The 22,445-nt window shown below is 45.8% G+C and carries 21 protein-coding genes and 1 tRNA gene; 7 read left to right on the top strand and 15 right to left on the bottom strand.

Going from position 1 to position 22,445, the window contains the following annotated elements:
• Positions 1 to 8 precede the first annotated feature (8 nt).
• From radA to QMF28_RS02880, 3 genes are read right to left on the bottom strand one after another with little or no spacing between them, the layout of a single operon-like run.
• The gene (radA, locus tag QMF28_RS02890; RefSeq protein WP_068322465.1) at positions 9 to 1,373 is read right to left on the bottom strand and encodes a DNA repair protein RadA; all 1,365 of its coding nucleotides are present in this window, start codon (positions 1,371 to 1,373) and stop codon (positions 9 to 11) included.
• A gap of 33 nt (positions 1,374 to 1,406) precedes the next feature.
• Positions 1,407 to 1,916, bottom strand: coding sequence for a hypothetical protein (locus QMF28_RS02885; protein WP_281743174.1), 510 nt, complete (start codon positions 1,914 to 1,916; stop codon positions 1,407 to 1,409).
• On the bottom strand, positions 1,913 to 3,757 hold the full coding sequence (locus QMF28_RS02880; RefSeq protein WP_425594908.1) for a potassium transporter Kup: 1,845 nt from the start codon (positions 3,755 to 3,757) through the stop codon (positions 1,913 to 1,915). Before QMF28_RS02880 ends, QMF28_RS02885 begins: the two co-directional genes overlap by 4 nt.
• Positions 3,758 to 4,008: 251 nt before the next feature.
• Between QMF28_RS02880 and QMF28_RS02875 the strand changes: the two genes are divergently transcribed.
• Positions 4,009 to 4,085, top strand: a tRNA-Met gene (locus QMF28_RS02875).
• 102 nt (positions 4,086 to 4,187) lie between these two features.
• Here the strand turns inward: QMF28_RS02875 and QMF28_RS02870 are convergent.
• The 5 genes from QMF28_RS02870 to QMF28_RS02850 all read right to left on the bottom strand — a co-directional run bounded on the left by QMF28_RS02870 (position 4,188) and on the right by QMF28_RS02850 (position 9,864).
• On the bottom strand, positions 4,188 to 4,559 hold the full coding sequence (locus QMF28_RS02870) for a glycine zipper family protein (protein ID WP_281743173.1): 372 nt from the start codon (positions 4,557 to 4,559) through the stop codon (positions 4,188 to 4,190).
• Between the two features lie 27 nt (positions 4,560 to 4,586).
• On the bottom strand, positions 4,587 to 6,944 hold the full coding sequence (locus tag QMF28_RS02865) for a DNA internalization-related competence protein ComEC/Rec2 (RefSeq protein WP_425594904.1): 2,358 nt from the start codon (positions 6,942 to 6,944) through the stop codon (positions 4,587 to 4,589).
• Positions 6,945 to 7,065: 121 nt separating this feature from the next.
• Positions 7,066 to 7,902 carry a TatD family hydrolase gene (locus QMF28_RS02860; protein ID WP_281743170.1) on the bottom strand — a complete coding sequence of 279 codons (837 nt, stop codon included), beginning with the start codon at positions 7,900 to 7,902 and terminating at the stop codon, positions 7,066 to 7,068.
• Positions 7,903 to 7,913: 11 nt separating this feature from the next.
• On the bottom strand, positions 7,914 to 8,609 hold the full coding sequence (locus tag QMF28_RS02855) for an ABC transporter ATP-binding protein (protein WP_281743169.1): 696 nt from the start codon (positions 8,607 to 8,609) through the stop codon (positions 7,914 to 7,916).
• Positions 8,602 to 9,864: a lipoprotein-releasing ABC transporter permease subunit gene (locus tag QMF28_RS02850; protein ID WP_281743168.1), complete on the bottom strand. Its 1,263-nt coding sequence runs from the start codon at positions 9,862 to 9,864 to the stop codon at positions 8,602 to 8,604. The genes QMF28_RS02855 and QMF28_RS02850 overlap by 8 nt, the downstream gene beginning before the upstream one ends.
• A 67-nt stretch (positions 9,865 to 9,931) precedes the next feature.
• Here QMF28_RS02850 and QMF28_RS02845 point away from each other — a divergent pair, with 67 nt between their 5' ends.
• The 4 genes from QMF28_RS02845 to lysS all read left to right on the top strand — a co-directional run bounded on the left by QMF28_RS02845 (position 9,932) and on the right by lysS (position 15,387).
• Positions 9,932 to 10,888 carry a hypothetical protein gene (locus QMF28_RS02845; protein WP_281743166.1) on the top strand — a complete coding sequence of 319 codons (957 nt, stop codon included), beginning with the start codon at positions 9,932 to 9,934 and terminating at the stop codon, positions 10,886 to 10,888.
• A gap of 21 nt (positions 10,889 to 10,909) precedes the next feature.
• Positions 10,910 to 12,661: a single-stranded-DNA-specific exonuclease RecJ gene (gene recJ / locus QMF28_RS02840; RefSeq protein WP_281743164.1), complete on the top strand. Its 1,752-nt coding sequence runs from the start codon at positions 10,910 to 10,912 to the stop codon at positions 12,659 to 12,661.
• A gap of 34 nt (positions 12,662 to 12,695) precedes the next feature.
• Positions 12,696 to 13,800, top strand: a protein-coding gene (prfB, locus tag QMF28_RS02835; protein ID WP_281743161.1) for a peptide chain release factor 2 whose coding sequence is annotated in 2 segments (ribosomal slippage) — positions 12,696 to 12,776 and positions 12,778 to 13,800 — 1,104 coding nt in all. Because the reading frame shifts where the segments join, the coding sequence is not laid out codon by codon here.
• Between the two features lie 36 nt (positions 13,801 to 13,836).
• The gene (lysS, locus tag QMF28_RS02830) at positions 13,837 to 15,387 is read left to right on the top strand and encodes a lysine--tRNA ligase (RefSeq protein ID WP_281743159.1); all 1,551 of its coding nucleotides are present in this window, start codon (positions 13,837 to 13,839) and stop codon (positions 15,385 to 15,387) included.
• Between the two features lie 89 nt (positions 15,388 to 15,476).
• Here lysS and QMF28_RS02825 read toward each other — a convergent pair whose 3' ends face one another.
• Positions 15,477 to 16,661, bottom strand: coding sequence for an acetate/propionate family kinase (locus QMF28_RS02825; RefSeq protein WP_281743158.1), 1,185 nt, complete (start codon positions 16,659 to 16,661; stop codon positions 15,477 to 15,479).
• Between the two features lie 58 nt (positions 16,662 to 16,719).
• Positions 16,720 to 17,208: a disulfide bond formation protein B gene (locus tag QMF28_RS02820; protein ID WP_281743156.1), complete on the bottom strand. Its 489-nt coding sequence runs from the start codon at positions 17,206 to 17,208 to the stop codon at positions 16,720 to 16,722.
• 166 nt (positions 17,209 to 17,374) lie between these two features.
• Between QMF28_RS02820 and QMF28_RS02815 the strand changes: the two genes are divergently transcribed.
• Entirely contained in the window at positions 17,375 to 18,151 is a 777-nt protein-coding gene (locus QMF28_RS02815; protein WP_216180507.1) for a ferredoxin--NADP reductase, read from the top strand.
• A gap of 111 nt (positions 18,152 to 18,262) precedes the next feature.
• A complete protein-coding gene (locus QMF28_RS02810; RefSeq protein WP_281743154.1) occupies positions 18,263 to 18,427 on the top strand; it encodes a hypothetical protein in 165 nt (54 codons plus the stop codon).
• 96 nt (positions 18,428 to 18,523) lie between these two features.
• On the opposite strand, the gene QMF28_RS02805 is transcribed toward QMF28_RS02810, so the two are convergent.
• The 5 genes from QMF28_RS02805 to QMF28_RS02785 all read right to left on the bottom strand — a co-directional run bounded on the left by QMF28_RS02805 (position 18,524) and on the right by QMF28_RS02785 (position 22,404).
• Positions 18,524 to 18,670, bottom strand: a complete 147-nt coding sequence (locus QMF28_RS02805; protein ID WP_281743152.1) for a hypothetical protein — start codon at positions 18,668 to 18,670, stop codon at positions 18,524 to 18,526.
• A gap of 99 nt (positions 18,671 to 18,769) precedes the next feature.
• Positions 18,770 to 19,528 carry a sulfite exporter TauE/SafE family protein gene (locus tag QMF28_RS02800; protein WP_281743150.1) on the bottom strand — a complete coding sequence of 253 codons (759 nt, stop codon included), beginning with the start codon at positions 19,526 to 19,528 and terminating at the stop codon, positions 18,770 to 18,772.
• On the bottom strand, positions 19,525 to 20,313 hold the full coding sequence (locus QMF28_RS02795; protein WP_281743148.1) for an ABC transporter ATP-binding protein: 789 nt from the start codon (positions 20,311 to 20,313) through the stop codon (positions 19,525 to 19,527). Before QMF28_RS02795 ends, QMF28_RS02800 begins: the two co-directional genes overlap by 4 nt.
• A gap of 27 nt (positions 20,314 to 20,340) precedes the next feature.
• Positions 20,341 to 20,829: an ABC transporter permease gene (locus tag QMF28_RS02790; protein WP_281743146.1), complete on the bottom strand. Its 489-nt coding sequence runs from the start codon at positions 20,827 to 20,829 to the stop codon at positions 20,341 to 20,343.
• A 291-nt stretch (positions 20,830 to 21,120) separates the two neighbouring features.
• Complete coding sequence (locus tag QMF28_RS02785; RefSeq protein ID WP_281743144.1) at positions 21,121 to 22,404, bottom strand: ABC transporter substrate-binding protein; 1,284 nt, start codon at positions 22,402 to 22,404, stop codon at positions 21,121 to 21,123.
• Between the last annotated feature and the right edge of the window lie 41 nt (positions 22,405 to 22,445).

Genomic DNA, 22,445 nt, shown 5'->3' with positions numbered 1-22,445 from the left:
CAGCAGAGTTAACTCAACTCTGCTGCCGCTGCGATTGCCTGATCAATTCGCTCAACTGGAATTACCTTCAGCCCTGGAATCTTTGTCTTAGGCATATTGGCCTTTGGAATGATGGCTACAGTGAAGCCTAACTTAGCAGCTTCTTTCAAACGCTCTTGACCACGAGGACATGGGCGAATCTCACCCGCCAAACCAACTTCACCGAAGACAATCAATTCTTTTGGTAATGCGCGGTTACGAATCGATGATTGAATGGCAAGCAGAACAGCTAAGTCTGCGGCAGGCTCAGAGATCTTGACGCCACCCACCGCATTTAAGAAAACGTCTTGATCAAAGCAGGCTACACCAGCGTGACGATGCAATACCGCCAGCAGCATCGCTAAGCGAGCTTGCTCTAAGCCAACAGCTAATCGGCGGGGATTAGGTACATGCGCCGTATCAACTAAGGCCTGGATCTCCACCAATAAGGGTCTACTACCTTCTTGCGTCACTAACACGCAAGCACCAGGAACCATTTGCTCATGCTGTGACAAAAAGATCGCCGAAGGATTGGTTACACCACGCAAACCCTTTTCAGTCATAGCAAATACGCCCAACTCATTGACAGCGCCAAAGCGGTTCTTAATGGATCGCACTAAACGGAAAGAGGAATGGGTATCACCCTCGAAATACAAAACGGTATCAACGATGTGTTCTAGAACTCTAGGACCAGCCAGATGACCATCCTTGGTGACGTGTCCGACCATTAAGACACAGATACCACTCGATTTTGCAGCTCGAGTGAGTTGCGCCGCACACTCACGAACTTGCGCAACAGAACCAGGAGCTGAACTCAAAACCTCAGAGTACAAAGTCTGAATGGAATCCACCACTAATACTTGTGGCTTCACGGTATCCATAATGGAAATCAGTTTCTCCAACTGAATTTCAGCCAAGACTTCCAACTGTGGGGCATCTAACGCAATACGTTTTGCACGTAAAGCAATCTGGGCAGCTGATTCTTCGCCGCTGCTATAGAGCACATTCATACCAGCAGCGCTCATCTCTGCAAGCGCTTGCAATAGCAAAGTTGATTTACCGATACCAGGATCACCACCCAAGAGCACAACGCCGCCTGGAACTAAGCCGCCACCCAGCACACGATCAAACTCTTCCACACCCGTGCTAAATCTTGGTAAGTCTTCAGCAGTAATGGCAGAGAGCTTTTGTCTTGGCAAGGATTGCGCCAAACCCTGAAATCGAGCATTAGAGGTGGTTTCTGGAAGACCTTCTTCCAAGGTATTCCAGGCCTGACAAGATGGGCACTGACCTTGCCACTTGGCAGAAGTGCCACCACAAGACTGACAGATATAAACCGTTTTGACTTTAGCCAAGAGTTACCTAATGAAATTGAATTTAGTAAAACATTAATCGAGCTGAGTGCCCGCTTTATTTTCTTGCGCACGCTTAGGTGCGTCTTTACGACGTTGCTCTAAATCAGCCGCTCGAGCGGCAGCATCTTTTTGCTTTTGCTCGAATTCGGCTTGGTTAGCAGCGCGCTCAGCGGCTTTTTCTGGAGATGCCCTCTCAGCAGCACGCTTTATGTCCTCCTGATTCTTAATGCTTTCGCGCAACTTGCGCTGGACTTCATGCAAAGCTACTTCTTGCTGGCGAATGGGGTCAATCTCTTTTCGATATAGAGCTCGAGCATCTTTTAAACAAGAGTTAACCCAGTAGTTTTGATAGCACTCAGATGAAGCTTTGCCCCAGCGATACTTTGCCCACTCGCGCTGGAGCTCCAGCTCTTGCTCAATTCTATCCAACTGCTCGAGCTCAGCCTCTTCTGCAGGGGTGGCTAATACAACACCGCTCAATGCAGTAGACAACAAAAATATTGAAATAAATATCTTTGATTGGAGCAAGAGATTTTTTCTCAAATCTCGACCTTTGCACCCAACTCAACCAAACGGTTTGCAGGAATCTTAAAGAAGTTCGATTGACGTCCTGCATTTTGATACATCCAGCAGAACAACTTCTCGCGCCACATTGCCATACCCGGAATTGCCGATGGAACAATAGTATCGCGAGACAGGAAGAATGAGGTGTTCATCATATCAAACTTCATGTCGAAATGAGTTTCAATCAACTGAATGATAGTTCCCATATCTGGCGTTTCTTTAAAGCCGTAAATAGCTCGTACAACAAAAATATTTCCACCGAGATCCTTCAAGGTAATGCGATCCTTATCGTTTACGTAAGGCACGTCCCAAATACTCACTTTCAAGAAAAACACTCTTTCATGTAGCACATGGTTGTGCTTCAGGTTATGCAAGAAAGAGACTGGCAAATAGTCTACGTGGGCAGTTAGGAAGACTGCTGTACCTTCAACACGGTGCGGAGGGTGTTGCAACAAGGCTCCGATAAAGCTACTTAATTGGATACCCTCTTCCATGGCACGCTTACGCAATATTTGACGTCCACGATACCAAGTAATCAAACAGGTGAAGCAGAGCAAGCCCAAGGCTAAAGGATACCAACCGCCATCTTTTAGCTTAATGAGATTAGCAGTCCAGAAAGCAAAATCAACAACGAAGAATGCAGCGGTGATGAGGGCTACTAATATGAAATTCATTTTCCATTCACGGAACATCACAACAGCCAACAATATCGTGGTGATCAACATGGTAGAGGTGACTGAAATACCATATGCAGCAGCTAAATTTACAGACTCTCTAAACTCGATGATGGTAACGACCACCATAAATAACAAAGCCCAATTTACTAGGGGAATATAGATCTGCCCCTGCTCGGAATCAGAGGTGTGCTGAATATTCATGCGCGGCATAAAGCCCAACAAAATAGCTTGGCTCACCAATGAATATGCCCCTGAAATCACTGCCTGAGATGCAATTACAGTAGCAGCTGTTGCCAAGCCAACCACAGGCCAAAGAGCCCACTCTGGAACCATTAAGTAGAACGGATTTTTAATTGCTTCAGGATCAGAGAGAACCAATGCACCTTGCCCAAGATAATTAATCAACAAACTAGGCAATACAACTAGCAGCCACGCATATCTAACAGGAGAGCGTCCGAAATGACCCATATCTAAGTAGAGGGCTTCAACACCCGTCACAACCAATACCACCGCGCCCATCACGATGTAAGCAGTCGTAGGGTGCAACATCACAAAATTAACGGCGTATAAAGGATTAATAGCGGCGATGATTTGCGGCGCATCGCCAATGTTCCAGGCGCCTAAAGCAGCCAATGTCAGAAACCAAGCTAAGGTGATGGGGCCAAATAATTTACCTACTGCAGCGGTTCCATATTTCTGAATCAGGAACAAGGCCACCAAAATAATCAATGAAATGGGAATGATGAATTTATGCAAGCCTGGTGTTGCGATCTCAATACCCTCAACTGCTGATAAAACAGAAATTGCAGGGGTAATCACAGACTCACCGAGAAGCATGCATGCGCCAAGCATGCCCATGATCATAAAAAAGAAGTAGCTTTTGGACTTGCTATCAAATGAACGCAAAGCTAGCGCCATCAATGAGAGAACGCCACCCTCACCCTTGTTATCCGCACGCATCACAAACAAGACATACTTTACTGTCACAACCAAGATCAACGCCCAGATCATCATGGAGATCACGCCAAACAGCGCTTCTGGTGTGTAAGCAATGCCGTGATGTGGATCAAAACATTCTTTAAGTGCGTATAGGGGGCTAGTTCCAATGTCACCAAACACAACACCGATAGCCGCAAGCATCATTACGCCAAGACTTTTTTTATGCTCGCCCTCAGGTCCACTTACCTCTACTGGATTTAGAAGTGTTGAGCTTGAGAACTCTGGATTACTAATTGACATCTCATAACCTTAAGGTGATGTTGCGTGGCAATATGTTACTCCTTCTAGAGATGCGTTAAATCCAGAATTTGCACTCAAAAACCGCTTATTTATGCCTTATTTACAGGAATACCTCGACAGTGACCCCCAAAAAATGGTAGAATTTCAGCTTCAGACGCGGGGTGGAGCAGTCTGGCAGCTCGTCGGGCTCATAACCCGAAGGTCGTAGGTTCAAATCCTGCCCCCGCAACCAAGATTTACGTTCTAAGCCCTTAATTATTAAGGGCTTTTTGCTTTTCTGGGCAACAAAAAAAGCCCGATTCCTCAGGCTTTTGGACTATTTATAGGGCTAGGTTTAGTTCAAAACCTTGTAACCGCGCCCACTTAAACATCTCTTAACTACAGCTTCTTGTGCTTGATTACCGGTAAAGGCGCCGCCTGCACCCCCGATTACTGCGCCAGCACCAGCTGCCTGAACAATGCCAGTCTTGTTGCCACCTGTCACAAGACCTAATAGGCCGCCCACAACAGCGCCAGCACCAGCACCCTTAGCAGCAGTCTCGCCCATACCAGACTGTTGTTGCGCATAAGCCTGGCATTCACTTAAATCCTTTTCATATGCCGCCTCATTGACGCCCTTCATATCCACTAGTGGGCGCACATTTGCGCCGGCACAGCCAACTGTTACAGCAACAACTAAAGAAGATAAGGCGAGTAGCTTGTTCATATGCAAATCCTTTATTCAATTCCACATCTAGCGATGCCATAGTCGTTTTATATCATGCCTCCAAAAATGTGTCGAAGACTTAGCATTATTTTTAAATAACCAAGTCTGAAATCCTGTTTCTGGAGTTTGATAAAAAGGAATATTTAAACTCCTGTAACGCGCTGTCACATCCGGATGTGGATGCCCATATCGATTTCGATAACCATTTTGCGTAAATGCTTGATCGGGGTCTAATCGTTTTAGAAGCGCCAATGAAGAAGATGTTTTGCTGCCATGATGGGGCGCCATAAATATCAACTCCCTTGCGCCAATTTCCTTAAGCATTTCTGCATCTAGCCGCTCTGTAATTTCTGCTTCACCCTGCCTTTCAACATCACCCGTTAACCAAAGCGAGCTTTGCGTATTGCGCACTTCGAGTACACAGCTCATCTCATTGGGCTTACCAGGATGTTGATTGGAAAATACCGTTGTTTCATGGGGGTGCCAGATGACGAATTCAATACCATCCCATATCCAGCGCTGTCCATAACGACAAGGGATACTGGGAATCCTTCTCTGCTGCAAATTTTGCAGCAAGGGATTGTTGCTAGGCAATGATCCCATCATGGAATCAAACTGAATATGTTTTAGTAGTGTTGCAGCACCACCCACATGATCGCTATCGCTATGACTAATCACCATGCGATCAATATGATCTACTCCCCTGCCACGCAAATACGGCAAGATAATTCTCTGCCCCGCATCATCTTTTTTGCCTTGAATGGGTCCGGTGTCGTACAGCAGCCTTCTATTCTTAGTTTCAATGAGTACTGCAGTACCCTGGCCGATGTCTAAAACGCTTGCTCTAAATTCTCCTTGAGAAATTCGAGATGTGCTCAATAGTTGTAAAGGCGAAATAAATAACGGCACGGAAAAAGCAATGCCTAACAATCTTCGCCTCCATGTATCCGCAATCTCGCCAGGACGAATAGCATAAACAATACCCACTCCGGCCGCTAGCAACAGCCACCACTCTGGTTGTCTTGACCAAACTACAGACCAACTCCAATTCGCCATCCACTCAAGAGCAATTGCTAAATATTCCATAGCTGCATGGGCTGGCCACATTAACCAGCGCCCAATGAACTCCGGGAGTAATGCTCCGATAATTGCTAATGGCGTCACGATGTAGCTCACCAAGGGTATGGCAAAAGCATTTGCTAGCGGCGAAACAACGGAAACTTGATAAAACCAATACAAAGTAAATGGCAACAGTGCCAGAGTGACAACAGTCTGTACACGACATGCTTCACGCAATGCTTGAGCCACACGAAGAGTCCAATGAACTTGCGACTCCTTCCCTGTTGGAATACCCAGCAAACCAGACGAATCACCCATCGCATACAAGATGGCTGCTACCGCACCAAAAGATAGCCAAAAGCCTGGGGTATAAGGAGCCATAGGATCAATAAGCAGCACAAAAGCCAAGGCCCACCACCAGATATCAAACGATCGAGGATTTCTGCCGGTCCATAAAGCAAACGCTACAACACCAACCATATACATCGTTCTTTGCGCCGGTATCTGAAAGCCAGCTAACCATGCATAAACAAATGCCGTGATAAATCCAGAGATTGCTGCAACCTTGCTGACCGGCGCAATCAGGGGCCAAGTACGTCGACGCCAAACGAAGGCCGCAAAAGAGGCGCCAACGCCAGCCAACATCGTGACATGTAATCCTGATATGGAAATGAGATGCCCAATACCAGTTGCATTGAACACTTGCCAGTCATCCTGATTAATTGCATTTTGATCGCCCATCACTAAAGCAATGAGTACACCTGCATACCTTGCATCATCCGGAAGCATAGAACGTATCTTTTTACGCAAGTGCCAACGCATCAGCTCCATACGCAACTCAATCTCAGTCCAAGCGATGTCTTTATCTAGTGATAACTCTCCCGCCCTCACTGAGCCACTTGCGCCAAAGTCTTGATGAAAGGACCAGCGCTCAAAATCAAAGGTATAGGGATTAAGAGAACCATAAGGACGCTTTAACTTAGACTTGAACTTCCAGCGCTGCCCAGGAATGATGTCCGGAATTTCCTGAGGATTTCTCCAAGCGGGCTGCCAACTTAAGTAGATTCTTCTTGGAAATTGCTCAAGAAGTTCTTTGCCCAAACTAGCCCTGTCAACTTCAAAAGCAAACTTTGCCCCCGACGAATTACTTTGCGGCAATGCCGCTACTCTGCCCTCAAGAGTTAACTCCTTACCCTCCAACTCTGTTGCCAGAATATTTTCCAAACGGTTTTCAGCATATTGAGCATTCCACGCAAACCCCATTACAAATAGCAAACCAATGATTGCAAGCTTTTTAGTTAGTGTGGCTTGATGGGTAAAGCACATTACTAACAAACATAGAGCACTGAATGCGATGCAGGCGAACGCCCAATATTCCGGAACTTTCGGTAAAAAGAGAAGGAGCGATCCCCCGGCGATAAACGCCGTAATAGCTAAACGCAATGAATTAAGAGGCTAGATTGAGATTGGGTTGATCAGCACAGAGAGCTGACCAGCGCGGCAATACCTGCATCGCATTACTCCAAACCGCAGAAGCAAACTCAGCATCATTAATATCTCGAATCGATGCCAATTCCTTTGCAATTCTCTCAACAAAAGCCGGTTCATTAAAGGCAATGCCTTCTTCTCTGAGCCACGCGGGCGGAATGTCAGGGGAATCGGTTTCAGTCACGATGCTATTTAGCGGTAACTCTTTTAAGAGTCTTCGAATTTGTAGGGCACGCTCATAGGTAGCCGCACCACCAAAGCCCAACTTAAATCCAAGCTCAATAAATTGTTCGGCCTGCTGGAAGCTGCCATTAAAAGCATGGGCAATACCACCAGAGATATTGCGACGACGCAAAGCTTTTAGGATTGCATCCTGTGAGCGACGCACATGCAGGATGACAGGCAACTGATACTTCTGCGCTAAATCCAACTGCGCATTGAAAAAGAATTCCTGCTTATGAGGATCCAGATCCTCGACAAAATAATCCAAACCAATTTCACCTACACCCACAAAACGGGGATCAGAAAGTGATTCAACAATATGCTTCTCAAGCGTAGCGATATCAATCTCTTGCGCTTGATTCGTATACAAAGGATGAATTCCAAGGGTGTAAACCAACCCAGGAATCTCTTCGCTATATTGATGTGCCAATTCTTTTACGTGGGCGCAGTCGGCTACCTTCACAGCAGGCAGAAGTATTGCTTTAACTTTTTTTTCTTGGGCAGCATGGACAACTGCAAGCAATGAGTCCGTAAACTCGGGAGCATCTAGATGGCAATGGGTATCGATCCACATGGGATGCCTACTCACACCGAGAATGGCTTTAATACTCCACGCTCTAAATGCAAAATCCGATCGCAACGTTTAGCGCGTATAGGGTCATGAGTCACGATCACAAAGGCAGTGCCTTGGTCGCGAGCAATATTTAACATCAAATCAAATACGCCATCGGCAGTCTCAGTATCTAGGTTACCGGTAGGCTCATCTGCCAGAACACAAACAGGATTACCAACTAAGGCGCGAGCTACGGCAACACGCTGACGCTCTCCACCCGATAGCTCACCTGGGGTATGAAGCTCACGAGCTGATAAGCCAACCGCTTTGAGCATTTTGCTAGCGCGATCCATTGACTCATCATTACTCAAGCCGCGGATACGCAGCGGTAATGCAACGTTCTCAGCAGCGCTAAATTCGTCTAAGAGGTGATGGAACTGGTAAATGAAGCCCAAACTGTGATTACGCAGCTGATCCAATTTCTTCACTGATAAATTATTCAGATTAGAGCCAGCCAAAATGACTGAACCGGAGCTTGGAGTATCTAAACCGCCGAGAAGATGTAACAAAGTGCTCTTGCCAGAGCCCGAGGATCCAACAATAGCAAGCTTTTCTGAAGGTGCGACATCCAAATCGATTGCTTTAAGAACCTCAACTGCAGTAGGTCCTTGGCCGTAAGTCTTAGCCAGACCTCTGGCTTTGAGTATTAAGTTCTCTAAATTACTCATAACGCAGAGCCTCCGCTGGCTGAACCTTAGCAGCTCTACGGCTTGGATATAAAGTTGCCAATACAGATAGTCCAAAAGCCATCAAGCCAACCGTTAGTACATCACTAGCTCTAACATCAGAAGGTAGCTCGCTAATGAAGTACACCTCACGTGGCAAAAATTGCACTCGGAAGATTGTCTCAATGACTGGAACGATGACATCAATATTGAGTGCAATTAGCAAACCTAAACCAACCCCGGCTAAAGATCCCAACAAACCAATCGATAAACCTTGAATTAAAAATATTCTCTGAATAAGTCCAGGGCTAGCGCCCATTGTTCTCAGAATGGCAATGTCAGCCTGCTTCTCGTTCACCGTCATCACCAAGGTAGATACCAAATTAAACGCCGCAACAGCAATAATCAACGTTAGGATAATGAACATCATTTTCTTTTCGGTTTGAACTGCGGCAAACCAGTTGCGATTTGATCTTGACCAATCAGTCACCCAGAGAGCTTGGGGCACGATAGCTGCCAACTCATTAGCAACCTCTGGCGCACGCTGCATATCATCGAGTTTGACACGCAAGCCGGATGGGTCACGAAGCCGTAATAAGGCAGCAGCATCCTTCCAATGCATGATGGCTAAGGAGCTGTCATATTCATAATGACCACTATCCACAATGCCCACCACCTGAAGTGTGCGCATACGAGGCATAGCACCGGCTGGAGTTAAATCACTCTCAGGAACAATTAAATTGATACGATCACCAACGTGTGCGCCAACAATTGCTGCCAGCTGTGCGCCTAAAGCAACACCGAAACTTCCTGGCTTTAAATCATCAATGCTGCCAGCAACAAATTGCTTTGGTAAATCAGATACTTTGCCTTCTTCGCTTGGCAAGATCCCCCGAATCGCTACACCGCGCATCATGCTCTCACGACTAAGAAGCCCTTGAGAGCTTACCATGGGCGCTACACCAACTACATGTGGTTGAGCCGCCACTTTAAGTGCTAGCGGCTCCCAGTTTGCCAAGCCATCAGGTGCGGTAATTTCCACATGAGAGAGAACTGACAACATGCGATCACGCACTTCTTTCTGAAAGCCATTCATGACAGAGAGAACTACGATCAGAGAAGCAACCCCTAAAGCGATACCTGCAGTAGAGATTCCGGAGATAAAGGATAGGAAGCCATCACGCTTTCCCACCGTCTTACGACGCTTAGATCGGGTGTAGCGCAGGCCAATTTCTAGCTCTATAGGAAGTCTCAACATAGCCACAGTTTAGTGAATCGCGCGGGCAAACCGATGGAATACTCAAATGCCACCTAAAATCAGGGGAATGACTGCTAATTCCACCCCCACCCTAGGCCAACTTCGCCGTTTTACCCTGTTACTTTCAGGGGAAGACGTCTTGGACGAGCCCGAAAGCAAGGATGGCCCAAGGCAAGGCCTACCCCATGAACGTTTTTTGCTTGGGGAAGCGGTACCGATTGCTCCGGTATTACTTCTTGGACAATCTGATCGGACAGTCAATCCAACCGAAGTCATTGCCTGCCTACAACCAGTTCATCTTCACGCCACAAGAGACCATCTCATTTTGATGGGGCAAAACCAGATTGATCTCACTGTAGAAGAATCCGCCCAACTACTCAATGCTGCGCTCCCATTTATGGAAGAGGATTTTCAGAACTCTGTCCTTTTCCAAAACCAGCACTATTGGTTTATTCCTGCAGGACCCTTTTCTAGTCTTGCTAGCTATAGCGTTGATCAAGCGCATGGCCGCAATATTGATTGGTGGATGCCACGAGATACCCACGAAGAAGGTATCGCTAAGCGTTGGCGCAAACTCCAAAATGAAATTCAAATGATCTGGCATATTGGTCCAGTAAACGAAGAACGCGAACAACGCGGCATGCCCAGCATTAACTCGCTCTGGATTAGTGGCATTGGCAAACTGAATGATGTTCGAGCGCCAGAAGCACTAAAACAATCACAGTGTTTGATTGGTCAGCACCCCATACTGGCTGGCTTGGCAAGGCTTTTCGGCCTTCCATACGAATTGACTTTGAATGAAAATAATATAGCTGGCGCCTTTGCTTGGCTTGAGCAACCTCAATTGGCATGGCCACAAATCAGTGCTGCACTAATAAAAAAACAAATCGATGAAGTTGCTCTGATTGACTTTCCAAAAGGAAAAGTTCGTGAGCGCATTCTTACAGTCAAAGATCTTTATAAAAAATCTTGGGCCTTCTGGAAAAAGTCAGAACCTCTGACTTGGAAAGAAATCACTCAGTGATGATTAACGCATGAGTTTTGTATGAGTCTATTCTCTCAACGCCCATTTTCAGAACGTACTGCAACCTGGTTGGCGCAGAGTGGCTTGCATCCATTGCTAGCTAGACTCTATGCTGCACGCGGTCTGCAGTCTCCTGAAGAGCTCTCGCTGGACTTAAAGCAGTTGATTTCACCAGTAGAGCTGAAGAACTGTATTAATACAGCATGCTTACTAGCCGATATCCTCCAGAAAAAAGAGCCAATGCTCATCGTTGCTGATTACGACTGCGATGGTGCTACCGCCTGTGCTGTTGGTCTCCGAGGCTTACGCATGCTAGGTGGACCAGATACTCCAATTCAATTTCTGGTGCCCAATCGCTTTACGATGGGATACGGCTTAACCCCTGAAGTGGTGGAATTAGCCGCGCAGCAAACCCCTAAACCCAAATATCTCATTACTGTAGATAACGGTATTGCTAGTGAAGCAGGAGTTGATCGCGCTCGCGAACTTGGAATGGAAGTAATTGTGACTGATCACCACCTACCTGGAGATCATTTACCCAAAGCACTGGCAATCGTCAATCCTAACCAACCGGACTGCACTTTTCCAAGTAAAGCGCTCGCCGGTGTTGGTGTGATGTTTTATTTATTAGTTGCCCTTCGTGCTGAACTTCGTAAGCGTGGAAAATTTACAAATGAAACCCAACCTAAGGTAGAGAATCTTTTAGACCTAGTTGCTTTAGGAACAGTCGCAGACGTTGCGCAACTCGATCGCAACAATCGCGTGCTGGTTTCTAATGGCTTGAAACGCATTCGTGCAGGAATATCACAGCCAGGAATTCAAGCACTATTTCAGGCGGCTACTCGTGATCCACGCAAGGCTAATACCTTTGACCTAGGCTTTGCCATCGGCCCAAGACTCAATGCGGCTGGTCGTCTGGCGGACATGACCTTAGGCATCCGCTTGCTTCTCACCGATAACGATGATGAAGCAATGACGCTAGCGCACGAGCTTGATCGCATCAATCGCGAACGCCGCGTGATTGAATCAGGCATGCAAGAAACTGCACTCTCCCATCTAGCCGAAGATCAGCTTTCTGGAACTATGTCTGAGCGCAATAGTATTTGCCTGTGGAATCAAGAATGGCATCAAGGCGTTGTAGGCATTGTTGCTTCACGCCTGAAAGAACGTTTTAATCGTCCTGCAATTGTGTTTGCACCAGCTGATGGCAATACCGGAGAAGAATTACGAGGATCGGGTCGTTCGCTGACAGGATTTCATTTAAGAGATGCTCTAGATTTAGTTTCGAAACGCGAGCCTGGGCTGATTTTGAAATTTGGTGGTCATGCAATGGCTGCCGGATTAACTATTCGCAAAGATGATTTTGAGAAATTCGATACCTGCTTTCAGCAGGTTGCATCAGAACTACTCACAGATGAATTACTCGAGCGCCGCCATGCACATGATGGTGGTTTAGATCCTTCTGAATTTACCCCTGAAATTGGGGATCTTTTGGCTGAGGAGATCTGGGGCCAAGGCTTCCCTCAACCCGTTTTCTTCGGGGAATTTGAGATTTCCCAGCAAAGCCTCATGAAAGAAAAACATCTTCGCTTAATGGTGAAGCCTCTGGGGGCTGGAGCAAGCTCCAAACCATTAACAGCAGTTTGGTTTAACCGCACGCAAAGCCTGCCTGCCAAAGCCAGGTTAGCTTATCGCTTGGTCACCGACCGCTATCAAGGCCAAGCCCGCGTACAGCTGATGATTGAAGCCCATGACGAGGCGGCCAACACCTAAGGGTCCAGTGCAATAACCCCCTTATAATTAGGGGATGGAAGCTGAACAACTAAACATTATTTCGAATACCTTGTCCGATCTGCTCACCCGTGAGCAAGCTCTTCGGGGGTATCTTTGACTTCGACGTAAAGTCACGTCGCCTTACCGAAGTTAATTCAATTCTAGAAGATCCCACCATTTGGGATGATCAAAAGAAAGCACAAGCGCTGGGCAAAGAAAAGAAATTGCTCGATGGCGTAGTTGCCACTCTTACCGATCTCAATACCAATATCACTAGCGCTCTTGAGCTATTTGATATGGCTAAAGAGGAAAGCGATTTTGAAACGATCGCTGCCATTGAGAAAGATGTTGAGAGCTATAGCAAGATTATTGGCGACCTTGAGTTCCGTCGCATGTTCCACAATGAGATGGATTCTTGCAATTGCTTTATCGATATTCAAGCTGGCGCTGGCGGTACCGAAGCTTGTGACTGGGCTAGCATGCTCTATCGCCAATATCTCAAGTATTGCGAACGCAAAGGCTACAAAACTGAAATCCTTGAAGAGTCTGATGGCGATGTTGCAGGCATTAAAAGCGCAACCATCAAAGTCGATGGTGAATATGCTTATGGTCATCTCCGCTCAGAAACTGGTGTACATCGCCTAGTGCGCAAATCACCATTCGATTCATCCAATGGTCGTCACACATCATTTGCCTCTATCTATGTGTACCCAGAAATTGATGATTCGATTGAGATTGAAGTTAATCCTGCTGATATTCGCACAGACACCTATCGCGCTTCTGGTGCGGGTGGTCAGCACATCAATAAAACTGACTCAGCGGTACGCTTAACCCATATTCCGACTGGTATTGTGGTGCAGTGTCAGAATGACCGAAGTCAGCACCGCAACCGCGCTGAGGCTATGACCATGCTGAAGTCTCGCCTCTATGAGCATGAGATGCAAAAGCGTCGTGCCGAACAAGACATGTTAGAAGCTACTAAGACCGATGTTGGCTGGGGTCATCAAATCCGCTCTTACGTCCTAGATCAAAGCCGCATCAAAGATTTACGTACCAACGTTGAGATTTCGAATACCCAGAAAGTATTGGATGGCGATCTCGATGCCTTTATTGAAGCCAGCCTGAAACAAGGCGTGTAATAACCTCACACACATTACTACTGCACCGCGATAAACATGAACGATAAAACCAATTTAGACAATGCCGCAGCTACCGAAGTAGTTGATGAGAATCACATCATTGCCGAGCGCCGTGAAAAGCTCGCCAAGCTTCGCGCAGGCGGCGTTGCATTCCCAAATGACTTTGTTCCTACCCACTTGGCGTCTGACTTGCATGCGCACTATGACAGCCTGACTAAAGAAGAGTTGGCGGCTAAGAAGGTTCATGTCAAAGTTGCTGGACGCATGGTTCTCAAGCGTGTGATGGGTAAAGCGAGCTTTGCCACTATTCAAGATCGCAGTGGACAAATTCAGTTCTATATTAATGATGAGCTCAGCGGTGCTGATGTTCATGGCGCCTTCAAACATTGGGATATGGGTGACTTTATCTCAGCTGAAGGCAATCTCTTTAAGACCAATAAGGGTGAACTCTCAGTTGAGTGCAGCAATTTACGTCTTCTCAGCAAGTCATTGCGTCCATTGCCTGATAAGTTCCATGGACTCTCAAACCTAGAGACTAAATATCGTCAACGCTATGTAGACTTGATTGTTAATCCAGAAAGCCGCAATACATTTAAAGCACGTAGTAACGCAATTGCTTCATTACGTCGCCACATGTTAGATGCAGACTTTATGGAAGTAGAAACGCCAATGCTTCATCCTATTCCAGGTGGCGCAGCAGCCAAACCATTTATTACGCACCACAATGCTTTAGATATGCAGATGTTCTTGCGTATTGCTCCCGAGCTTTACCTCAAGCGTTTAGTAGTTGGCGGTTTTGAGCGTGTCTTTGAAATCAACCGCAACTTCCGTAATGAAGGTGTTAGCCCACGTCATAACCCAGAGTTCACAATGATGGAATTCTATGCAGCCTACACAGATTACCGTTGGCTCATGGACTTCACTGAGGGATTGATTCGCGCTGCTGCCATTGATGCACAAGGTACTGCTGTGCTGACCCATCAAGGTCGCGAGCTTGATCTAAGCAAGCCATTCCAACGTCTAACCATTACTGAAGCCATCCTCAAGTACTGCGGTCAATCAGGCAAGAGCTATGAAGCGGCCCAGCTTGAAGACATCAACTTTATTCGCGCAGAATTGAAAAAGGGTGGCGAGAATCCAGATGCCCCTACTCTCAAGAATGCAGGCATTGGCGCACTCCAATTGGCTCTTTTTGAATTGGTTGCTGAAGAGCACCTCTGGGAGCCAACTTACATCATTGATTACCCAATTGAAGTAAGTCCGCTCGCCAGAGAATCCGATACACGCCCAGGCATTACTGAGCGTTTCGAGCTCTTTATTACTGGTCGCGAAATTGCCAACGGCTTCTCTGAGTTAAATGATGCAGAAGATCAAGCCAATCGCTTTCGCAAACAAGTAGAGCAAAAAGAAGCGGGGGACGAAGAGGCAATGTACTTTGACCATGACTTCATCCGCGCCCTAGAGTACGGCATGCCTCCAACCGGCGGTTGCGGTATTGGCATTGATCGCTTGGTGATGCTGCTAACTGATGCGCCAAATATTCGTGATGTGATTCTGTTTCCGCATTTACGTCGCGAAGAAGAGTAAATTCTTCCACAAATAAAAAAGCGGGGTTATTACCCCGCTTTTTTATTTACTCACTCAGCCCCTGGTAGCCAAAGAGCATGGCTTCAGCACTAAGAGCGCAGTAAATTAAGAGCCTCTTGCGCAGTCATTACCCCTTCGTCAGTTGGAACAACCCAAACCTCGACACGACTTTGCGGCGTGCTAATTTTTAGAGTTAATCCTTTGATGGCTTCTTGGTTCAACTTTTCATCCAACTCAATGCCAAGCCAAGCAAATTTTTTGCATACCGCAGACCTCAAAGCAGGATCATGCTCACCAATTCCGCCGCTAAATGAAATCAAATCAAGGCCACCAAGGCAAGCAATCATAGCGCCGCCCTCACGCATAATTTTGTAGATAAAAAGTTCAATCGCTCCTTTAGCTAAAGGATTGGAATCACTTCTCAATTTACGCATATCCGCTGAAATAGTGGATACCCCAAGCAGACCACTTTTTCTATAGAGCAGATCTTGCAACTGATCATGGGTATAGCCACGCTCCACTAGATACATCAACACACCAGCATCTAACGAACCGCTACGAGTACCCATCATCAAGCCATCTAAGGCGGAGAAGCCCATGGTTGTGGCAACACTTTTTCCATCAATCGCGGCACATAAACTAGCGCCGTTACCTAGGTGGGCCATAAGCACTTTATCTTTTGCTCTATTGGAGTTCTCATTTAACTCGCCAATAATGTACTGATAAGAAATGCCATGAAAACCATAGCGCCTTACACCTTGGTCCGTAATCTCTTTGGGAAGAGCCAAAGAAGTTTCAAGATGACTCATTGTTTTGTGAAAGGCCGTATCGAAACAAAGCACTTGAGGAATACCAGGAAATACTTGAGAAAAAGCTTTCACGCCATCCAAGCTATGAGGTTGATGCAATGGCGCTAGCGCACTCATGGCAGATAATTTTTCCAGAATCGCATCAGTAGAGACAGTCGGTCGAAAAAACTCTGAGCCTCCATGAACAATTCGATGGGAGACCGCTCTAATTGGCGGCAATCCTTTGATGTCAAGCAATAACTCTTTGAGGTGCATTAAAGCTGCAATAAATGGATCCTGACCCGCATCGTCAAAATGCTCAGCATGCTCTACCCCCTGATAGGCGTAGCGAAGTTCTGTTTTTCCGCCCGGCTCTAGCCCCTCAAAACTACCAGAGAGGATGGATGGCAGCACCGATCCTTGCTTAGTTGGATAGATTGAAAACTTGAGAGATGAAGAACCTGCATTAACAGTCAGAATTGCCATGGGTGTATAGATGGAAAAGTTATTTTTATAAGGTCAATGAATGAAAGTCGAATAAAACTCAAACTTTAGTCTTGGCCTTTTTGAAAAATGTAAATGTGAGAATAAGTAATAAGACACAAAACCAAAGTAATGACCACTCGGGAACCTGCAATCCAAAAATAGCAGGCAACTTTGCAGAGCAAAGTCCATCGGCTTTAAATAACCAAGGCAAACTCTGCACCAACTGAAATTGATTTATCCATACTTCCAAAGGATCAATTCCACAGGAGACTTCTGGGTGTGACAGCAGCCAAACCTGTTTGCCCGCAACCGCCATCCCAAAAACTGCCGATAACAGTGCGATCAAATGAAATGGCTTTTTTAAAGGGGCAAGACCAGCAGCCAGAAAACAACTGGTCGCAATGCCAAGGTAGCCAATTCTCTGCAAGACGCATAGGGGGCAAGGTAAAAAACTAACGTTCTTATAACCCGCTTGTTGAAGTAAAACGGCAAAAACCACCAAAGTCAGGCTGAATATAGCAATCGATAGATATTGGGTGCGACTCATCCCTAGATGATAGCGAGTTACCCCTCCTTGAGGCCCAAACCAGAGTTCTTATAAGCAAAAGTAGATAACTTATGAGAAGTTAATTGGTCTTTAGAGCCACGATACCCCCTGAATCACTTCAAGATTGAGGATAATTAGGGTTTTAGACAATCAAAATTAAGCTTTTATGGCAGCCTACAACACTGAAACCGTCCTGACCGTTCACCACTGGAACGACACGCTCTTTAGCTTCACCACTACCCGCAATAAAGGTCTACGCTTTCGGAGCGGTCATTTTTTGATGATCGGTCTGGAGGTAGAAGGTAAACCTTTGGTGAGGGCCTACAGTGTTGCCAGCCCAAACTATGAAGAGCACCTCGAATTTTTAAGCATTAAGGTTCAAGATGGGCCGCTCACCTCACGCCTACAAAAGATTCAAGTGGGAGATCCCATTCTCGTCAGCGAAAAATCCGTTGGCACATTGGTTATTGACGATTTAAACCCAGGCAAACATCTTTACCTCTTTAGCACGGGAACAGGTCTTGCGCCTTTCATGAGCATTATTCGCGACCCAGATACCTATGAGAAGTTTGAGAAGGTCGTGCTAATCCATGGGGTACGGCTTGTTAGCGAACTAGCTTATGGCGATTACATCAAGAATGAACTCACTCAAGATGAATATATTGGGGAAATCATTCGCGAAAAACTGATCTACTACCCAACAGTAACTAGAGAAGCATTTAAACATACTGGCCGCCTCACTACCGCCATTGAATCTGGTCAGCTATTTAAAGATATTGGCCTTCCTCCATTAGACCCAGCAGTAGATAGAGCCATGATTTGCGGTAGTCCCTCCATGCTGAAAGAAACCGCTGAAATGCTGGATGCCAAAGGCTTTAAGGTCTCCCCAAGCCTTGGCCAGCTTGGCGACTACGTATTTGAACGCGCCTTCGTAGAGAAGTAAGTGCTAGGCTTTATATACACAAAAGTAGTTTAGTTATCGCTATATATTACTTGTCAATATATAGCGTCCTTGTTACAGTGTTTCTAACGAATGCGGTTTCAAGGAGCCAAGATGTCCCCGGTCAGAGATCATTACAACCCAGCCATTATTAACTTGCTACGCGAGCATGATCGCTTGCCTCACGACAAGGTTGATGAGAGAAAAAGCTTTCAAAGACAAATTCTTTTTTTAATGAACGCCATTAAAACTGAGGAATTTGAAACCTCTTTCTCATGATGTCTTGATTTAAAAGTAGATATAAAAAAACCGCCTCAGTGGCGGTTTTTATCTTTCCTGGTCTACATCCAAGAAGAGTGTATATTTTTAAAAAGATTAATCTTCTATTTGAAAGTAAACCACTTCGCTGGCCTGACTGCTATCAGAGTGATCAACACCCTTTGAGGCGATAAATGTTTTTTCTGTGGTTAGCAAAACTGATTCAACCACAGCATCTTGCTTATTATCTGTTGTGTAACCCATTTTGAACTCCTTCTTTTAATCTAAGCTGGCATATGCATCTAATGAACTTAGAGAATAGAGTTTTTTTATATATCTGAAAAGAATATATATTTCATTTGCTTATACTTGTTTCAATATAAACAAAAACAGCAAATTCATGGCTGCATTCGCCATGAGCAGCAACAGGCAGAGCCTTTTTAGCAAGCCATCCGATACTGCGTGAACCTCTAAAACCTCTTTGGCAATCCTCATTCCCAGCCAATAAGCTGGAATAGCCACCGCAAGGTAGGCGAGCCAATCAATTCCGCCCCCCATCAGGCTTGCTGCAACAATCGCAAATATTGATATGCCTGATACAAATTGAGATAACAGGGCCCGCGTTCTATCGAATGCTTGATTGGTGGAATTGAGATACAGCGCAGCAGGTGGCCCACCTATTCCACAAGAACCCAACAACAAGCCCGAAAGACTTCCTGCCGCCCCGTCCAAAAGACTCGAAGCCGTTAATCGCACATGCGGCTTGAGAAGTAAGTAGCTAGCAAAAAATAAAATAACTGCGCTCGTAGCAGTTTTCAATATTGAGAGTGGTATTTTTCCGCCCAACCAAATACCCAAAGGTAGAAATATTACCGAAAAAAATAACATAAACCAAAGACGGGGTCGATCCTCTTGATGCAACTTCCAATGTCGAGAAAGTAAGACGCCGCCGAATACTTCTGAGCACATCACAATTGGAATCAAAAATGGGATTGGAAATATCCACATGAGAATGGGCGTCATAATGAGCGCCCCACCGAAACCGCTTAACCTTCGAATGAAACCACCAAAAATTGCCGCAAATGTTAATAAACAAATGGCGGCTAGGTTTTCAAAAATCAAACAGCCTCGCTAACATCGTGCTCGCCGGCGATGAGATCGCGGATCTGACGGCGGATCTCTAGATAGGCAGGGGTATCCTCAACCATTCTGCGCGGCTCTGGAACACGAATAATTTCTTTTACTCTTCCAGGACGACGTGTCATCACGACGATGACGTCTGACAGGTTGATAGCCTCTTCAATGCTATGAGTAACCAAAACAACCGTCTTACTTTCCTCATTCAAAATACGAATCATTTCAGCTTGCATCATGGCGCGATTTTGTGCATCCAAAGCGGCAAATGGCTCATCCATTAATAGGACGGTAGGATCAACAACCAGGGCCCTAGCAATGGATACTCGTTGACGCATACCACCCGAGAGCTGGTGAGGATAGTGATTAGTAAATTGACTCAAGCCTACCAGCGAAGCAAAGCGCGTCACGATCTGTTTAATCTCGTCCGCATTAATACCTTTGATTTTTAATCCAAAAGCAATGTTGTCGTACACGGTTAACCATGGGAAAAGCGCATAGTCCTGAAATACCATCGAGCGATCTGCGCCAGGGCCGTTCACTAATTTGCCAGCACATTCTATATGACCAGCCGTAGGTGTCTCAAATCCAGCAATCAAATTGAGAAGTGTTGTCTTTCCACAGCCGCTATGACCCAGGATTGAGCAAAATTCATTCTTACGAACTTCTAACGAAATATCATCAATAGCCAAGACCTCTTGACCCTTGGCATGCATTGAAGGATAAATTTTTCTTACGTGTTCTACTTTAAGTGCTGGCATTGAATTATTCATTTAAATGATTAGTCGATTAACAAACTGTTAAGCATTAAGCGCTCTTGACCACGGCATGAGTTTCTGAGCCGTGTATCTAATTAGCCTATCGAGGCATAAGCCGATTACGCCAATGGCTAACATGCCGACCAAAATATAGTCCGTACGCAAAACAGTACGTGCGTCATTAATTAAGAATCCGAGACCAGAGTTAGCGCCAACCAATTCAGCTGCCACCAAAGCCATCCAACCTACTCCCAAGCCAATACGAATACCGGTCACTATCTGAGGAAGGGCCGCACGCAGAACTACACGAGTAATCACACCCCAAGAACCGGCGCCCAAACAGCGAGCCGCACGGATTAGGTTCGGCTCCACGTTTTTTACAGCATCAATCGTGTTCAGCAAAATTGGGAAGAAGATTCCCAAGAAAATAATGAATTGGTTTTGTGTGTTACCAACACCAAACCACAAAATACTTAGCGGGATCCAGGCGATTGGAGGAATAGGTCGCAAAATTTCTACAATTGGATCCACCTGCTCGTTCACACCATTTAAAACACCCCATCACTATCCCCAAAGGAATAGCGACAGAGGCATAACAAAACGCCACAAATTCTCTAGATAAGCTATCGAATAAATGCTTCCAGATCTCTCCAGACTGCATTAATTCAAAACCACCTCGTGCCACTCCCGAAGGAGGTGGCAACAAGGTAGATTCTGTTTTATCCAGAATAAACCGACTGGCATACTCCCAGGCGGCAAGCAAAATAATCAATAAAGCTAGACGACGAAATTGCTTGAAAAAGTTAATTATTGGCATAGCTCTTATTTCTTATAAGTCTTACCGTCGAAGGACCAATCTCTAACGAGATCACCCTTTTCTGGGAAAGGCTGTGGTGTAGTGGTATTCAATGGATTCATATAAGTTGGATACGGTGTTTTATCCATTGGCGCTGACCAGTTTGCTGGTAAGAATGGTGGCCTTGTAGTGGTTGCCCAACCCAACTTCTCGAACGTTTTATCCATAAAGCGTGTATCCACCGCGCGTGCAAAATCAATACCGGTTAACTTATTCTGAATACGCTTGTTCTCATAAAGCCATGTGTAAATAGGCTCATTTGCACGACCCCAGAATACTGGAATTGGGTAAATGTAATTAGGCTTATAGAGTAAGTTATAAGCAGTAATCTGTTGACGCAAGATTTCTTTTGAGTAGTTCTTCAAGTTAGGATCTTCTTGCATGACATCAACCGCAGCATCTGGATTCTTTCTAATCCAAAGTGTTGCCTCAGCAATAGCATCTGTAAATGCTTGTACTACGTCAGGCGCGTTATCAATCACTTCTTGACGCACGTAGAAAGTACCGGCATAAATGTTGTAGGGATAGCTATCGCTAATAATTCTGGCGTTCTTGCGCTCTTTGGACATGATGGTTGGGGTTGGATCCCAGGGAACCACTGCATCAATACCTTTTGGCATCGCCATTTGCTCACCTGGAGGCATATTCTTTAGGATGATATCTTTGCCAATCTCAATACCATTAGCCTTAGCTGCTGCTTGGATGTAAAACTCAGCCGAGGAACCAGTCACGATACCAATCGTTGCTGGCGGATTGGAGCCTTTGAAGTCTTTGAAGGATTTAATCTTGGAATCCAGTGGCACCAAAACAGCGTGCATCAAGTTGGTATTAATCACGGCGATCGTCTTCACTGGAATGTTTTTATCGATCAAAGAGGTGAATGGGAAGTTGCCACCATTACCGAACTGGAATCGACCAGAGATGATGACTTCATTAATTGCCGGCCCCGATGGGAAGGCTTGTAATTTAGCCTCGATACCACGCTTAGATAGGAGACCTTTCTTATCCATTACCAAGTTGACTGTGTTTTGACCGGACCATGGCGGCTGAAACGCAATTTGCACAGGCCACCAGCCTTTTTCTTTGAGCCAAGCTACAGACTTGGCTGACACTTTCTCCTCAGCCCCTTCTGGCCACCCATAATCATTGAACTTAGTGGCGTTTTGAGCCATTGACAGCATTGGAGCGCCCGATAGCATGGCGACAGCGAGTACTGAAAAGATACGGCGTGATGCGCTAAATTGTTTCATTACGATCTCCTTAAATTTAAAATTTCTTGCACCAAATACAA

The sequence above is a fragment of the Polynucleobacter yangtzensis genome (assembly GCF_027924165.1).
In the GTDB taxonomy this organism is placed as follows: Bacteria; Pseudomonadota; Gammaproteobacteria; order Burkholderiales; family Burkholderiaceae; genus Polynucleobacter; species Polynucleobacter yangtzensis.
This window is presented reverse-complemented; position numbering and strand designations above follow the sequence as displayed.